Here is a 14,883-nt window from a genome sequence, read left to right on the forward strand (position 1 = left end):
TCGTTATATCCGTTGTGGTATCCCGTGACATCGAGGTGCCATTGTGGGTACCGGGCGAGGAGGGTGCATGGAACGCGAGAGCACGGCGCGCACGGCACGGGATCGGATCGTCTCCGACGTCGACAGGATGTGTCACGGGGAGGGCGACCCCCCGATTTCCGAACTGTCAGACCGCGCCGCTCTACTGGTGGCATGTGGCCTGGTGGAACCACGGATAGCTGAAGTGGTTCGCGCCCGGCTGCACCGCAACCTCGCGTTCCCCACAGTCGGCGGCTTCCACCAGGTCAGGGTCATCGAAGAGCAACGCCATGATCTACGGCGGATCATCGACTCCCCGGCACCGTCGATGCTTCGGATGGCGCTTCGCACCCGATTGGCTGACCTCGATCGTAAATACATGGTCTTACGTACGGGCTTCACCAGGGGCGCCGGGGTCTTCGCGTTCCGCATCAAGGACATCCGGGCAGATCGCAGGAGAGGTGTCCACCTGGACACCGACGACCGAGGGCGTCTGTTCGATGCGTTGGCGTCGACTCCGACCATGGCACCGGTGCCACTGGTGCCTCGCACCCTGGGGGAACTCGGAACCGTCGCCGCCGCATTCGGGCAACGCGAGATGGGACGGGTGGTTCTTCCACAACGGATGCAGTCCGTCGTTCAATCGCTGCCGTCGCTGCCTCAGATCCGTTCGGATCGTCGGAGGATCCCGGAGATGTACACCGCGATGCTCATGGAGGTCGGGGGTCTGTATGACCGGCTGTCGGCGGCCTTCGTACGCGGTGGTCGCTCCGTGGAGGAGATCCGCCTCCAGTTCGATGCGGAGAGCGAGGTCATCGGACTTTCCGGCGATCTGTGCCGTCTTCGCGAGGCCGCGGCGTCGGCCGGGGTGCCACCGGCCGGTGACGGCTTCACCACACTCACCGGTATGGGGGCGTTGATCGACGGGGCCTGGGCCGAGGTGGTCGAGCGGGCCGTAGCGCTTCGAGAGCTGGTGGAATCCGTGGAAACACGTGCCGACACGGCTGTCGCCGAAGCGGAACGGCTCGCCGGGATCGCCAGGGCGAACGGCGTTCGTCCGCCTTCGTCACGTCACCAGCCGAGTCACGCTGACCTTGCCGCCGAGCATCTGGCGGCCCGGGCGGGGGACCGGATGCTCTCGACAGAAGCGATGCGCAGATTGCGTGGGCAGATCGACCCGGATCAGTAGTGCCCGCGACCGGCGGGGCGAGGGCCCCGGCCTGTCGTGGTCTGCGTACGGTGGGAGCATCTGTTCGTGACCGGGAAGGACGCCGCGCGTGGGATTCGCCAACCGCTTCTGGAAGCTGATGGGCTCCACCCAGGGCCGGGACACCTCACGTGCGCAGAGCGCGGTCGAGGCCTCGCATGATTTCGACGACTGGGCGGCCGGATTGGCCGACGGCGAGTTCGCGGACACCGCCCACCGGTTGAAGCTCTTCGGCGAGTCCGCGGAGGACCTCGCCCGGTTTCTCGCGCTGGCCAGAGAGTCGGCCACCCGGACGGTCGACCTTCGACCGTTCGACGTCCAGCTCCAGGGCGCGCTGAGAATGTTCGAGGGAGACGTCGTGGAGATGGCCACCGGTGAGGGCAAGACGCTCTCCGGTGCCATCGCGGCAGCCGGCTACGCCCTCCAGGGCCACACGGTGCACGTGATCTCGGTGAACGACTACCTCGCAGTCCGCGACGCCCGGTGGATGGGACCGATGTTCGAGCTCCTGGGCCTTTCTGTCGGCTTCGTGACAGAGGGGGCGACGCGCGAGGAACGGCGCGCGGCGTATGCCAGCGATATCACCTACGGTTCGGTGTCGGAGATCGGATTCGACGTGCTGCGCGAGCAGCTCGTGACCGATCCCGACGACCGGATCTCGCCGGCCACCGATGTGGCGATCGTGGACGAGGCCGACTCGGTTCTCGTGGACGAGGCCCTGGTCCCGCTGGTTCTCGCCGGTTCGAAGTCGGGAGACGCGCCCACGGGAGAGGTCCTGGCGGCGGTGAGAAAGCTCCGTCCCGGACGGCATTACGAGACCGACTCGGAACGACGCAACATCTATCTGACCGATGATGGCGCGGAGGCCGTCGAGAAGGAACTGGGGATCAACGACCTCTACGACGCGGACCATGTGGGCAGCACTCTCGTCCAGGTCAATGTGGCGTTGCACGCGTGCTTCCTCCTGCGGCGGGATGTCGACTACATCGTCCGTGACGGCAGAGTGCAGTTGGTCAATGCCTCGCGTGGTCGCGTGGCCGAGCTGCAGCGCTGGCCGGACGGCCTCCAAGCAGCGGTCGAGGCCAAAGAGGAGGTGGCCGTATCGGAGTCGGGAGAGATCCTCGACAGTCTCACCGTCCAGGGGTTCATCGGTCGTTACGCCAAGGTCTGCGGGATGACGGGAACCGCGTTGGCCGCCGGCCCCCAGCTACGGGAGTTCTATTCGCTCGGGGTCTCGCAGATCGAGCCCAACCGGCCGAACATCCGATTCGACGAGGCAGACCGGACCTACATCGATTCCGACAGTAAGACCCGCGCCATCGTCGATCATGTCGCCTCGATACATGAGACCGGGCGGCCCGTGCTCGTCGGCACACATGACGTCGCCGAGTCCGAAGCGCTCGCGGCCCGGCTGGCGGAGAAGGGCGTCGAGTGCGCCGTGCTCAACGCCAAGAACGACGAGGAGGAAGCGACGATCATCGCGGAGGCCGGTGACATCGGCAATGTCACGGTATCCACGCAGATGGCCGGTCGAGGTACGGATATCCGTCTGGGAGGATCCGATGAGTCGCGTCGCGATGAGGTGGTGGAACTCGGTGGCCTGCACGTGGTCGGGACCGGCAGGCACCGTACCGAGCGCCTCGACAACCAGCTCCGAGGCCGGGCCGGACGTCAGGGCGATCCGGGCAGCTCGGTCTTCTTCGTCGCCATGGACGACCCGGTCGTCACCTCCGCCCTCGAGCCGGAGAAGCTGCCCACCGCCCACGACCGGATCTCCGGGGTACTCAAGGGCAATCGCGGGCGGGATGCCGTGGATCATGCGCAGCGGGTCACTGAGGGACAGATGCTGGAGATCCACTCCAATACCTGGCGTTACAGCCGACTACTGGCGGAGCAGCGTGACATCCTCGCCGAGAGACGCTCGACGCTCCTGCTCACTGACAAGGCGTTCGAAGAACTGACAGAACACGACCCGGAGCGCAGCGCGCGCCTGGTCGACGCCCACGGTCGGGACGCCGTGGTCCGGGGCTGTCGGGAGATCATGCTCTGGCATCTGGACCGGGGCTGGGCCGAGCATCTGGAAGCGATGAACGACGTCAGGGAATCGATCCACCTTCGCGCCCTGGGTCGTGAGAACCCACTCGATGAATTCCACCGGATCGCTATCGATCACTTCCGGGATCTCGCCTCCGATGCGGTCACCGAGTCGGAGAAGACCTTCGACGAGATCGAGTTCTCCGACTCCGGTGTGGATCTCGCGGCCAACGAGATGGCGCGGCCCACCTCGACCTGGACATACATGGTTCACGACAACCCGATGGCGGCCGGAGGAAGTGTCTTTTCCGGGATGATGTCCACGTTCCGATGAGCGCGGCACGCGACGGCAGGCGAGAAACAGATCTGCGCGAATGGCGAACCGGCGAGGGCAAGGTTCTCGGGGCCAAGATCCCGCCGCCCCGGGGAGGACACCTCTCGGCAGCGGTTCCGCCGGGGCTCGGCGCCGAGGTGTCGCCCCGCGCAAGAGGGGTGAGCGACCGATTCTGGACGCTTCCCAACGCGATCTCGCTCTGTCGTATCGCCCTGATTCCCGTCCTGGTCGTGGCGGTCCTGGTGTGGGACGCACCGACGCTGGCACTGTGGTTGCTCGGGGTGGTCGTCGTCTCCGACTGGCTCGACGGCAAGATCGCGCGATTGTGGAACATGCGGTCGACCTGGGGGGAGAAGCTGGATCCGATCGCTGATCGGATCCTCGTCGCGGTCGTCCCCGTCACGTTCGTGATAGCCGGCTATATCCCTCTGTGGGTTGTCGTCGTGCTGCTCGTCCGTGACGCGTTGCTGCTGGTGACGCTGCCGGTCTATCGCCGGCGGGGACTGGAGCCGGAGGTGACCTACCTGGGCAAGGCGGCGACGTTTGCGCTGTTCTGGTCCCTGCCGCTGATTCTGGCGGGTAATGCGGGGGTCGTGGGAGCCCCGGGTCTGGAGGTCGTCGGCGAAGCATGTCTCTACTGGGGCGTCGGTCTCTATGTCTGGAGTGGGGGCATCTATGTCTGGCAGGCACGCAGAACCACTGTGGCTCTTCCCGCTCGTGACGGATCGACTGATGTGAGGGCGTCCGACGGTGTGTAATGTCGCCAGATGGAATCTGTAGTGAGCCACTCGAGAAGGGCACGTCAGTGAGCGATCAGAACATCCCCGACCAGCTCCGGTACACCGATGAGCATGAGTGGGTGGAGCGGGTGTCGGATACCCGCGTCCGCATCGGCATCACCGAGTACGCGCAGTCCAAGCTCGGCGATATCGTCTTTGTCCAGCTCCCTGAGGTCGGCGGGGAGACGGAGACCGGTGAGTCCTTCGGCGAGGTCGAGTCCCCCAAGAGCGTCTCCGATCTGTACGCACCGCTGACCGGAAAAGTCGTCGAGGTCAACTCGGCGCTCGAGACTTCTCCGGAACTGGTCAACTCGGACCCGTACGGGGAGGGTTGGATCATCGTCCTGGAGATCTCCGATGTCGACGACCTCGAGGCGCAGCTCGAGCAGACCCTGGACTCGGACGGGTACGCCAAGATCACGGAGGGGTGAGCGGATCGACTGGTCCGCCCCCCGGCCCCGCGGATGGGTAGTCCGGCATAGAATCAATTGCAGCGCACCGTGAGCCCCACGCCCGGGCTCAGACGAGGAGAGACGAACGTGACCGAGAACAAGAACATGCCCGAGGCGACCGCCGAGACCACCTCCGTGTTCCGCGCGGAGCTCCTCAATGAAACCGATCAGCAGGCGGCTCAGTCGGACTCGTCGGTGACCGGTGTCGAGGGGCTCCCCGAGGGGCAGGCCCTTCTCGTGGTCAAGCGTGGCCCCAACGCCGGATCGCGCTTTCTGCTGGACCAGGCCACGACCTCCGCCGGTCGGCATCCGGACAGCGACATCTTCCTCGATGACGTGACGGTGAGCCGACGGCACGCGGAGTTCCGCAGCGAGGGTGGCAGCTTCACCGTCGTGGACGTCGGGTCGCTGAACGGTACCTACGTCAACCGCGAGCCGGTCGATTCCGCGTCGCTCGCCAACGGCGACGAGGTGCAGATCGGCAAGTTCCGTCTGGTGTTCCTGACGGGTACGCCCGGGCAGTGACCGCAGCCGGTCATGGCGCCGCCGGGGAGGAGTTTCTCTCCATCGGCGGGGTCATCGCACTACTGACGCCGGAGTTTCCGGATCTGACGGTGTCAAAGGTCCGGTTCCTCGAGAACGAGGGGTTGGTGACGCCGCAGCGGACGCCGAGTGGTTACCGGCGGTTCAGCGTCGAGGACCGCGAACGACTCCGGTATGTCCTGACGGCGCAGCGTGACCGGTATCTCCCGTTGAAGGTGATCCGGCACGAGCTGGATGCCCTCGACGCGGCGATCGCCGACGGATCGACGACCACTCTGCTTCCGCGCCCCGGATCCGAGGGCGTTCCGGGGTCCGAACCTGACGATTTCCGCAGCGATGCGCTGAAGCGGATGACCCGCGAGAACGTTGTCGAGCAGGCCGGCGTGGAGGCGGAGCTCGTGGACTCCCTGATCGACGCCGGACTCATCACGGCCGGACAGGGTGGCTTTTTCGATCCCGAGTCGGTGCTGATCGCTCGCGCCGCCCACGACCTGGGCGCCCATGGTGTGGACGTCCGGCACCTGCGGGGCTTCCGGACGGCGGCGGATCGCCAGACCGGCCTCATCGCTCAGATCGCCGGGCCGGTCGCGCGCCAGGGGGATGCCGATGCGCGCGACCGTGCCGCAGAGTTGGCTCGTGAGATCGCGGCGCTGTCTGTTGCGCTTCACTCGACTCTCGTGACCGTCGCCGTGCGCCACGCGCTCGAATCCTGAACCTGCCGGCCCGCCCGGCGCGCGCTCCGCTCGCCGGGCCGCGGATGAAGGCTACGCTGGAGATGTCGAGAGGCGGAGACAATGGTGAGCAATATGCGTGAGGTCGACGTGGTCGGAATCCGTTTCGAGGAGCCCGAGTACGCACCCGTCCTGGTCCTGCATGAGAAGGAGGGGGGCCGGTACGTGCCGATCTGGATCGGCGCGTCCGAGGCCGCCGCGATCAGTCTCCAACAGCAGGGCGTCAAGCCGAGCAGACCACTGACCCACGACCTCGTGGTGACTCTTCTCGAGACCTTCTCTCAGTCCCTGGAGCAGGTCGAGATCGTCGGGGTGTCCGAGGGGACGTTCATCGCCGAGCTCGTGTTCGGAACGACGAGGGTCTCGGCGAGGCCGTCCGACGCGGTGGCCGTGGCGCTGCGCACCTCTGCACCGGTCCTGGTGAGCAAGGAGGTACTCGACGAGGTCGGGATCTCTCTGGTGGAGCAGGGCGAGGAGGAGGTCGAGGCCTTCCGCGAGTTCCTCGACCAGGTCAGTCCCGATGACTTCCTCGGAGAGGGCGGGCCGACCGAGGATCCCGGAAGTCCGTCGTCCTGAGTGTGCTGACCTGCAGTTTTTCAAGTCACATGAGTCACTTGACTACCTTCTCCCAGGCAGGCGAAGACTCTAAAGTTCAACTTGAGGTTGAGGTTTACCGCGTGTCCTATTGATCGAGGGGGACGGCAGGCATAGCGTTGCCCTCAGTGAACTACACCGATGGTGTTCACGCGTCCAGGATTCGGGCCTCGCGGCCCGGTACCGTGCGGCCACGAAGGTGGCGGCACCCGCAGCTTGAGGGAGCAAACGTGGCCGACCACCCCCGGATTCCGGAGCCGACCGTCGTTGCAGAGTCGAACAATCCCTTCGGGGATGTGAACGAGGCCACGCAGGCCACGTTCGACGAGGTGCAGCCCGGGCTGTTCCCGGACGACGGGATCCCGGACGGAACGAGCGGATACCGCGTTCCGATCGCCTGCCAGATCGCGGGCATCACGTACCGTCAGCTGGATTACTGGGCTCGTACGGACCTGGTGGTGCCGTCCATCCGCAACGCGGCCGGGTCGGGAAGCCAGCGCCTGTACTCGTTCAAGGACATTCTCGTCCTGAAGATCGTGAAGCAATTGCTGGATACCGGCATCTCGCTGCAGAACATCCGCAAGGCCGTGGATCAGATCCGGTCGCGCGGTGTTCAGGACCTGGCCACGATCACTCTCTTCTCGGACGGGCGAACGGTGTTCGAGTGCACCTCCAAGGAAGAGGTGTTCGACCTCCTGCAGGGTGGACAGGGAGTATTCGGGATCGGCATCGGCGGTGCCATGCGCGAGCTGGCCGGGTCTATCTCGGAATTCCCGGCGGAGACCGTCACCGAGGACGACATCGTCGCCCCGTTCGAGGACGAGCTCGCCGCCAGGCGGCGTGCGCGGGCGTCACGGCGTACCGGTTAGGGCGCCCGCGTCGTCTAGACTCGGGGACGCGTTCACGCGACTCACGGGAGAGTCCCGCGGCCTCGTGCCGCGGGCGCCGAAGGAGCAACTCCTCTCCGAGAATCTCTCAGGCACCCGGACCGTGTAGTCGACGAGCGCCTCTGGAGAGCGGTGGAATCGACCACCCGCCCACGGGGAAAGTCGGCCGGCGGTCCGGTCGGCGAATCTCTCAGGCGCCGGCGTCAGTCGGCAGGGGACAGAGCGGAGAGGGTAGCACCGGCCCGCCGGCCGCCCATCCCGGGTGGCCCCGCCCTTCGAGGAGCACCTGTGACGACGACCCCGCACACCGCCCGGACCGGAGGCGAGTTCGTCTCCCGCCATCTGGGGCCCGACGACGACGGGCTCGCCCGCATCCTGGACACCATCGGGGTGTCGTCTCTCGACGAACTCGCGGACAGGGCTTTCCCGTCGGTGATCGTGGACGAGGTGGGGTCTGACGGTCGCGCCGCCGGAATCGATGCCCTCCCCGAACCACTGTCGGAGGCGGACACGCTCGCGGCGCTGCGAGCATTGGCGGACCGCAACACGGTGGCGGTGTCGATGATCGGTCAGGGCTACTACGACACGCTCACCCCGCCGGTCCTCATCCGGAACATCATCGAGAGCCCCGCGTGGTACACGGGCTACACCCCGTATCAGCCGGAGATCAGCCAGGGGCGACTCGAGGCCCTGCTCAACTTCCAGACGATGGTCTCGGACCTGACCGGTATGGACATGGCCAACGCCTCCATGCTCGACGAGGGCACCGCGGCTGCCGAGGCCATGACGATGCTGCGGCGGGCCAACCGTTCGTCCAAGAGTCACCGTTTCGCCGTCGACGTCGATGTCTTCGCCCAGACCGCGGCGATCCTCGCCACTCGCGCCGAGCCCCTGGGCATCGAGATCGTCACCGCGAATCTCATCGACGGCGGCCTGCCGGAGGGCGAGTTCTTCGGCGCCCTCGTCCAGACCCCCGGCGCCTCGGGCCGGATCGCGGACGTGTCCAAGCTGATCGAGGAGTGCCACGAGCGCGGCGTGATGGTCGCCGCTGGAGTGGACCTGCTGTCGGCGACCGTTCTGACCCCGGCGGGGGAGAAGGGTGCGGACGCGTGCTTCGGCACCACCCAGCGCTTCGGTGTGCCGATGGGGTTCGGCGGCCCGCACGCCGGTTTCCTGGCCTGCCGGACCGCGCACGCCCGTAACCTCCCCGGGCGTCTGGTGGGCGTGTCGACGGACGCGGACGGGCGCGTCGCGTACCGGCTCGCGTTGCAGACGCGGGAGCAGCACATCCGCCGGGACAAGGCCACGTCGAACATCTGCACCGCGCAGGTACTGCTCGCGGTGCTCGCCGCGATGTACGCCTCCTACCACGGTGCCGAGGGACTCACAGCGATCGCGCGGCGCGTCCATGCGCACGCGGCGGTGCTGGCGGACGGGCTCGTGATGGCCGGCGTCGAGGTGGTCCACGATGATTTCTTCGACACGGTTCTGGCACGCATCCCGGGCCGTGCCGACGAGGTGCTCGCCGCGGCGGCCGAGCGCGGGGTCAACCTGTGGAAGGTCGACGACGACCACGTGTCCATCTCCTGTGACGAAGCCACGACCGGGGACCACGTCTCCCTCGTGCTCGAGGCCTTCGGAGCCCGGGTCGAGGACGTGGCCGACGCCGCCGGCCTCGAAGTGATGGTCGACCCGACCTACGGTGACCGCACGAGCTCGTTCCTCGAGCACGAGGCGTTCGTCCGCTACCGCACCGAGACCGCGATGCTTCGCTACCTGCGTGCGCTGTCGGACAAGGACATGGCGCTGGATCGCACCATGATCCCGCTCGGCTCCTGCACGATGAAGCTCAACGCGACCACGGAGATGGAACCCATCACGTGGCCGGAGTTCAATCGGCTCCACCCGTTCGCGCCGGCGGACCAGAACGCCGGTATCCGGCAGCTGGTCGGCGACGTCGAGCAGTGGCTCGTCGACATCACCGGGTATGCGGCCGTCAGCCTGCAGCCGAACGCGGGGAGCCAGGGCGAGTACGCGGGTCTGCTCGCGATCAGCGCCTACCACCGGTCCCGCGGGGACGACGACCGCACTGTGTGTCTCATCCCGTCCTCGGCCCACGGCACCAACGCCGCCTCGGCGGTCATGGCGGGCATGAAGGTCGTCGTGGTGAAGTGTCGCGAGAACGGCGACGTGGACGTGGACGACCTCAAGGCCAAGGTCGACAAGCATGCGGGTGAGCTCTCGGCGATCATGATCACCTACCCGTCGACCCACGGGGTCTACGAGCACGATATCGAAGAGATCTGCGCGATCGTCCACGATGCCGGCGGCCAGGTGTACATCGACGGTGCGAACCTCAACGCGCTCGTGGGTGTGGCTCGTCCGGGCCGTTTCGGTGGCGATGTCAGTCACCTCAACCTGCACAAGACGTTCTGCATCCCGCACGGCGGAGGCGGCCCGGGCGTCGGGCCCGTGGCGGTGGCCGAGCACCTGCGCGAGTTCCTGCCGGGTCATCCGCATGTGGACGGTCTGGGCTCGGGCGGCGTGGTGGCCGCGGCGCCCTTCGGCTCGGCGTCGATCCTGCCCATCACCTGGGCCTATATCCGAATGATGGGGGCCGACGGCCTGCGGCGGGCCACGCTCACCGCGATCGCCAGCGCAAACTACCTGGCCCGCCGGATCGGCGAGCACTTCCCGGTCCTCTACTCGGGCGAGGGCGGCTGGGTGGCACACGAGTGCATCCTCGACATCCGTCCACTCATCGACTCGGTGGGCGTATCGATCGACGACGTCGCCAAGCGGCTCGCGGACTATGGCTTCCACGCCCCCACCATGAGCTTCCCGGTCCCCAACACCCTCATGGTCGAGCCCACGGAGAGTGAGGATCTCGCCGAACTCGACGCGTTCTGCGATGCGATGGCGTCGATCCGGGCCGAGATCGACCGCGTCGCGGCCGGGGAGTGGCCGGTCGACGACAATCCGCTGCGCGGCGCCCCGCACACCGCGGAGAGCGTGTCCGCGGACGAGTGGGGCCACCCGTACCCCCGCAGTGTCGCCGGCTATCCGCTCGGCACCACGTGGCGGCCGAAGGTGTGGCCTGCGGTTCGTCGAATCGACGGCGCCTACGGCGATCGGAACCTGGTCTGCTCGTGCCCGCCGTTGGAGGCGTTCGCCGACGACTGACCGGCTCCGGGGCCCGTTGATGTCGGACCCGCGTGACACCGTGAGGGTATGACCACGACCGGACCCGGCCACATTCCACCGCTTCCCGAGGCCTGCGCCGACTGGTGCAGGGTGCAGCCGCCGGCGCTGCTGGTGGCGGACGAGTACGTGGGGGTGGATCTCGACCTCTGGAATCTGAGACTGGCGGAGAAGGGCGTCGACCTTCGGCTCGTGGGTGGGGGTCCGGATGGTGGCCGGGTCGAGACAGGTACCGGCTATCTGCGGCGGAGCGACCTGTGGGCTGCGGGGAGACGGGCGCGGGGCAGTCTGGAGGAATCCGTGGTCGCGTTGTACATGTGCGCGGCCTGGTTGTCCTCGCATCCCACACGCTCGGGGATCAGGCGTGGCCTCCCGGATTTCCGGGCACCCGATCGGGACCGGGCCGGGTGGCGATCCGTCTCCTCCCACGGCTACCCGCTCGTCCTGCATGACGTCGTCGACTGGCTCGACGCCCCCGCGGAGGCGATGAACCTGCTGCGGCACGGTGCCCCCGAGGGGAGGGCCGGCCGAGGGGTTCCCGACCTCGGCTACCCCTTGGCGTCGCTCTATCTGTCCTCGCTCGCGATGGCGTGGTCCGATCAGCGCATCGTTCCTGTCGACCCCGCGGGGATCGGGACGTTGATCCACTCGGGTTGGACCGAGGTGGACTCCGCGTCGCGGCTCACCCCTCGTCGGTTCCAGCGCTACCTGGACGTGGTCGAGGAGTGGGCGGCGGAGTGCGCCGTCGATCCCCTGGTGGTGGAGATGTGGCTCGTCCGGGTCTGGCATCATCGCCGCTCGCGGACAGCGGACGCGGCCGCGGTCGCCCGGCCTCCTCGGGACAGGCGGCCACGGTGAGCAGTCCGAGGCGATAGTGTCCGGCCATGAGGCTCCGCAGCAGGACGGTCGACATCCAGGTCGGACAACTCGATGTGCTCGTGTGGGATGCGGTCGAGCCGCTACCCGGTGGACAGCCGGCGCCCACGGTACTGGCTCTCCACGGCTTTCCCGAGAGTGCCCACGAGTGGCGGCCTGTGGCGGAGCTTCTCACTCGCAACGGTGTGCGGGTCGTGGCCCCGTTGCAGCGCGGGTACTCGCCCGGGGCCCGGCCGGCCGAGGTCGGGGACTACGCGATCGAGCGCCTGACGGAGGACGTCCTCGCCGTTGCGGGGCATCTGGAACTCGGGCCCGTCCATCTCCTCGGACACGACTGGGGCGCGTCCGTGGCATGGTGGCTGGCAGCGCACCGGCCGACCGCGCTCGCGTCGTTGACGGCGGTCTCCGTTCCCCACCTCGGAGCATTCGCGGACGCGGTGGCGACGGATCCTGACCAACAGCAGCGCTCGGCCTATTTCGCTCTGTTCCGCCAGCAGGGAAAAGCTGAGGACGTTCTGCTGGCGGACGGGGCACGGCGGCTGCGGGAGATGTTCGCCGGCGACGTCCCCGAGGAGCTGGTGGCCGAACACCTGAACGTGGTGGGTGTTCGAGCCGGATTGACCGGAGCGCTCAACTGGTACCGGGCGATGCGGAGATACGAGTTGCCGGACGTGGCCGTGCCCACGACCTTCGTCTGGGGAGACCGGGACATGGCGATCGCACGCAGCGGTGCGGAGGCCACGGCGAGCCGGATGGCCGCCGACTACCGGTTCGTCCCGGTCCGGGGAGGGGGACACTGGTTGCCGGAGCAGTACCCTGAACTGATCTCCGAAGAGGTGCTGGCCCGGATTCGTCGGAGCACCGTGTGATCGATACGCCAGCGTCCCCGGGGCGGGACCGGCTCAGTCCTGCCGGAGCTCGCGCTTGAGGAGCTTGCCGGACTGGTTGCGGGGGAGTTCATCGACAAAGACGACGCGCTTGGGCACCTTGAACGGTGCGAGGTGGGCGCGGGTCCCGTCGATGATCTCGGCCTGGGTGGCGTCGGCGCCGTCCTTGAGGACGACGACCGCGGTGACGGCCTCGATCCACTTGGGATCCGGGGTGCCGATCACGGCGACCTCGGCGACGCGCTCGTCCCGGTAGACCGCGTCCTCGACCTCGCGTGAGGCCACCAGGACCCCGCCGGTGTTGATGACGTCCTTGATGCGGTCGACGACCTCGAGGAAACCCTCGGAGTCGCGCACGACCAGGTCCCCGGAATGGAACCATCCGCCGCGGAACGCCTCCTCGGTGGCCTCGGGCTTGTTCCAGTAGCCGCTGCACAGCTGGGGCGAGCGGTACACCACCTCTCCGCGCTCCCCGTCGGGGACCTCCGCACCCGTCTCGTCGACGACACGGGCCTCGACGAAGAACACTGAGCGACCGGCGCTGGCCGGGCGGGCATCGTGCTCCTCGGGCCGGAGTACACAGGCGAGCGGGGCGACCTCCGACTGGCCGAAGCAGTTGTAGAAACCCAGGTCCGGGTACTTCGTCCGGAGCCGCTGGAGGACGGTGACCGGCATGATCGATGCGCCGTACTGCGCCTTGGTGAGGCTGGACAGGTCGCGCGTCTCCAGATCCGGATGCGAGGCCAGCGGGACCCAGACCGTCGGCGCCAGGAAGAGGGACCTGATGCCGTCCTCTTCGACGCGGCGGAGGATCTCCGGGATGTCCGGCGCGGCCATCAGATGCACCGTGGCGCCGAGCGAGAGGTACGGCAGCGCGAAGACATGCATCGCCGCCGAGTGATAGAGGGGCATCGCGACAAGCGGCTCGTCGTCGATGTCGAAGTCCAGCGCCAGGATGCAGCTCACGTACTCGTGGATGAGCGCGGAATGCGTCATCATCGCGCCCTTGGGCCGCGAGGTGGTCCCCGAGGTGTAGAGAAGCTGCGCCAGGCTGGTGCCGGAGGCGGGGGAGTCCACGGGCGTGGTCTCACCGGACGCCAGTGCGGTGCCGAGCACCGTACCGTCGACGTGCCCGCCGGCGGCGGGCTGAAGGTCGAGTGAGCTGAGGCCGGGCAGGTTGCCGAGCACCGCATCCAGCGTCGGCGCCTGCGCCGGGTCGACGAGCACCAACGACGCCCCGGAATCGGTGAGGAGGTACTCGAGTTCTCCGCCGGTGAGCGCGTAGTTGACAGGGACGTGGGTGTAGCCGGCGCGCGAGGTCGCGAGGAAGGCGATGAGATACGCGTCGGAATTGACCCCGTAGGCCGCGATGCGGGAGCCCGGTTCCAGGTCCCGCGAGGTGAGCTCGGCTGCGACCCTGTCCACGGCGGCGTCGAGTTCCGAGTACGACCAGCGGCGGTCGGCGAAGGTCAGGGCGACCCGATCGGGGAATCGGGAGGCGGAACGGCGAAGCACGGCATCGACGGTCCCGGCGCTCGCGGCCGACATGACGGGGAGAGGGGGTGTTGTCATGTGGTGACCCTATAGCGGGTGCCCTACTCCCGTTCGGGCGACGTCAGTCTTCGGCGCGGAGAATCTCGAGGACCTCCGGCGGGATGTGCCCACTGGCCTCGCGTGGGGTCCAGTGCTCGCTCGGAACCCATTGCGAGCCACAGCCCCGGCAGGCGAACAGCGGCTCCCCGCGACGCTCCACGGGGGTCGCGTTCCAGTTGCACAGGTCTCGACACGACCGGACCCGCAGAGGTGCGAGATCGGGGTCGGAGCGGCGGCGCGCGAGCGACCGCAAGGAGGAAAGGGAGGCCATGACATGGGCCAGGCTAGTCCCTTCCGTCGCCCGAGCACGGCGCCGCGCGCCCGAACGGGGGCGGGACCCCGGGTAGCCTGGCCGGGCGCTGAACGAACGGAGAACACCATGACCCCATGCCCGTGCGGAGGCGCGGACTACCGGCACTGCTGCGGACCCCTCGTCGATGACGGGGTCCCGGCGAGGACCGCCGAGCAGCTGATGCGGTCCCGCTATACGGCGTTCGCGCTGGAGCGACCGGACCATCTCTGGCGCACGTGGCACCCACGGACCAGGCCCGAAACCGTGGAGGTCGGCGGGACGAAGTGGACCGGGCTCACCGTCCTGGAGGTGGTCGCGGGAGTGGATGACGACGACGGCGGCGTCGTCGAATTCGAGGCGCGCTTCACCGACGTGGACGGTCCCGGCATCATGCGGGAGCGATCCGAGTTCCGGCGCCGCGGCGGACGCTGGGTGTATCTGGACGGCGCGTGATC

At 67.8% G+C, this 14,883-nt stretch carries 14 protein-coding genes and 1 riboswitch; of the genes, 12 read left to right on the forward strand and 2 right to left on the reverse strand.

Features of this window, described 5'->3' with window-relative positions; genetic code table 11:
* The first annotated feature begins 67 nt into the window (after positions 1–67).
* The 11 genes from ACWIFB_RS09790 to ACWIFB_RS09840 all read left to right on the forward strand — a co-directional run bounded on the left by ACWIFB_RS09790 (position 68) and on the right by ACWIFB_RS09840 (position 12,525).
* Positions 68–1,207 carry a hypothetical protein gene (locus ACWIFB_RS09790; protein ID WP_452098765.1) on the forward strand — a complete coding sequence of 380 codons (1,140 nt, stop codon included), beginning with the start codon at positions 68–70 and terminating at the stop codon, positions 1,205–1,207.
* Between the two features lie 118 nt (positions 1,208–1,325).
* Complete coding sequence (gene secA2 / locus ACWIFB_RS09795; RefSeq protein ID WP_454058191.1) at positions 1,326–3,593, forward strand: accessory Sec system translocase SecA2; 2,268 nt, start codon at positions 1,326–1,328, stop codon at positions 3,591–3,593.
* Positions 3,590–4,351 carry a CDP-alcohol phosphatidyltransferase family protein gene (locus ACWIFB_RS09800; protein ID WP_454058145.1) on the forward strand — a complete coding sequence of 254 codons (762 nt, stop codon included), beginning with the start codon at positions 3,590–3,592 and terminating at the stop codon, positions 4,349–4,351. The genes secA2 and ACWIFB_RS09800 overlap by 4 nt, the downstream gene beginning before the upstream one ends.
* A gap of 47 nt (positions 4,352–4,398) precedes the next feature.
* Complete coding sequence (gcvH, locus tag ACWIFB_RS09805; protein ID WP_344994906.1) at positions 4,399–4,803, forward strand: glycine cleavage system protein GcvH; 405 nt, start codon at positions 4,399–4,401, stop codon at positions 4,801–4,803.
* Between the two features lie 126 nt (positions 4,804–4,929).
* Positions 4,930–5,349, forward strand: coding sequence for an oxoglutarate dehydrogenase inhibitor Odhl (gene odhI, locus ACWIFB_RS09810; RefSeq protein WP_230929096.1), 420 nt, complete (start codon positions 4,930–4,932; stop codon positions 5,347–5,349).
* Positions 5,346–6,080 (forward strand): transcriptional regulator FtsR, encoded by a 735-nt coding sequence (gene ftsR / locus ACWIFB_RS09815; RefSeq protein ID WP_454058146.1) that lies wholly within the window; start codon positions 5,346–5,348, stop codon positions 6,078–6,080. The genes odhI and ftsR overlap by 4 nt, the downstream gene beginning before the upstream one ends.
* Before the next feature lie 93 nt (positions 6,081–6,173).
* Positions 6,174–6,674 (forward strand): bifunctional nuclease family protein, encoded by a 501-nt coding sequence (locus ACWIFB_RS09820; protein WP_452099055.1) that lies wholly within the window; start codon positions 6,174–6,176, stop codon positions 6,672–6,674.
* A gap of 314 nt (positions 6,675–6,988) precedes the next feature.
* The gene (locus ACWIFB_RS09825; RefSeq protein ID WP_295647885.1) at positions 6,989–7,561 is read left to right on the forward strand and encodes a MerR family transcriptional regulator; all 573 of its coding nucleotides are present in this window, start codon (positions 6,989–6,991) and stop codon (positions 7,559–7,561) included.
* 34 nt (positions 7,562–7,595) lie between these two features.
* Positions 7,596–7,693: riboswitch (glycine riboswitch) on the forward strand.
* Between the two features lie 174 nt (positions 7,694–7,867).
* Positions 7,868–10,762, forward strand: coding sequence for an aminomethyl-transferring glycine dehydrogenase (gene gcvP / locus ACWIFB_RS09830; RefSeq protein WP_452098768.1), 2,895 nt, complete (start codon positions 7,868–7,870; stop codon positions 10,760–10,762).
* A 48-nt stretch (positions 10,763–10,810) separates the two neighbouring features.
* Positions 10,811–11,638: an 8-oxoguanine DNA glycosylase OGG fold protein gene (locus ACWIFB_RS09835; RefSeq protein WP_452098769.1), complete on the forward strand. Its 828-nt coding sequence runs from the start codon at positions 10,811–10,813 to the stop codon at positions 11,636–11,638.
* Positions 11,639–11,664: 26 nt separating this feature from the next.
* On the forward strand, positions 11,665–12,525 hold the full coding sequence (locus ACWIFB_RS09840) for an alpha/beta fold hydrolase (protein WP_452098770.1): 861 nt from the start codon (positions 11,665–11,667) through the stop codon (positions 12,523–12,525).
* A 33-nt stretch (positions 12,526–12,558) separates the two neighbouring features.
* Here the strand turns inward: ACWIFB_RS09840 and ACWIFB_RS09845 are convergent, their stop codons facing one another.
* Positions 12,559–14,115, reverse strand: a complete 1,557-nt coding sequence (locus ACWIFB_RS09845; protein WP_452098771.1) for a fatty acyl-CoA synthetase — start codon at positions 14,113–14,115, stop codon at positions 12,559–12,561.
* Positions 14,116–14,158: 43 nt separating this feature from the next.
* Complete coding sequence (locus ACWIFB_RS09850) at positions 14,159–14,407, reverse strand: hypothetical protein (RefSeq protein WP_452098772.1); 249 nt, start codon at positions 14,405–14,407, stop codon at positions 14,159–14,161.
* Between the two features lie 108 nt (positions 14,408–14,515).
* On the opposite strand from ACWIFB_RS09850, the gene ACWIFB_RS09855 reads away from it, so the two are divergent.
* Positions 14,516–14,881: a YchJ family protein gene (locus tag ACWIFB_RS09855; protein ID WP_452098773.1), complete on the forward strand. Its 366-nt coding sequence runs from the start codon at positions 14,516–14,518 to the stop codon at positions 14,879–14,881.
* Positions 14,882–14,883: the final 2 nt, after the last annotated feature.

The organism is Dietzia sp. NPDC055340, assembly GCF_053645335.1.

What these genes read in the sequence shown, in the direction of transcription:
- ACWIFB_RS09790 (WP_452098765.1), top strand. Translation starts at nt 68, where the DNA reads ATGGAACGCGAGAGCACGGCGCGCACGGCACGGGATCGGATCGTCTCC.
- secA2 (WP_454058191.1), top strand. Translation starts at nt 1,326, where the DNA reads ATGGGCTCCACCCAGGGCCGGGACACCTCACGTGCGCAGAGCGCGGTC.
- ACWIFB_RS09800 (WP_454058145.1), top strand. Translation starts at nt 3,590, where the DNA reads ATGAGCGCGGCACGCGACGGCAGGCGAGAAACAGATCTGCGCGAATGG.
- odhI (WP_230929096.1), top strand. Translation starts at nt 4,930, where the DNA reads ATGCCCGAGGCGACCGCCGAGACCACCTCCGTGTTCCGCGCGGAGCTC.
- ACWIFB_RS09820 (WP_452099055.1), top strand. Translation starts at nt 6,174, where the DNA reads ATGCGTGAGGTCGACGTGGTCGGAATCCGTTTCGAGGAGCCCGAGTAC.
- ACWIFB_RS09835 (WP_452098769.1), top strand. Translation starts at nt 10,811, where the DNA reads ATGACCACGACCGGACCCGGCCACATTCCACCGCTTCCCGAGGCCTGC.
- ACWIFB_RS09840 (WP_452098770.1), top strand. Translation starts at nt 11,665, where the DNA reads ATGAGGCTCCGCAGCAGGACGGTCGACATCCAGGTCGGACAACTCGAT.
- ACWIFB_RS09845 (WP_452098771.1), bottom strand. Translation starts at nt 14,115, where the DNA reads ATGACAACACCCCCTCTCCCCGTCATGTCGGCCGCGAGCGCCGGGACC.
- ACWIFB_RS09850 (WP_452098772.1), bottom strand. Translation starts at nt 14,407, where the DNA reads ATGGCCTCCCTTTCCTCCTTGCGGTCGCTCGCGCGCCGCCGCTCCGAC.
- ACWIFB_RS09855 (WP_452098773.1), top strand. Translation starts at nt 14,516, where the DNA reads ATGACCCCATGCCCGTGCGGAGGCGCGGACTACCGGCACTGCTGCGGA.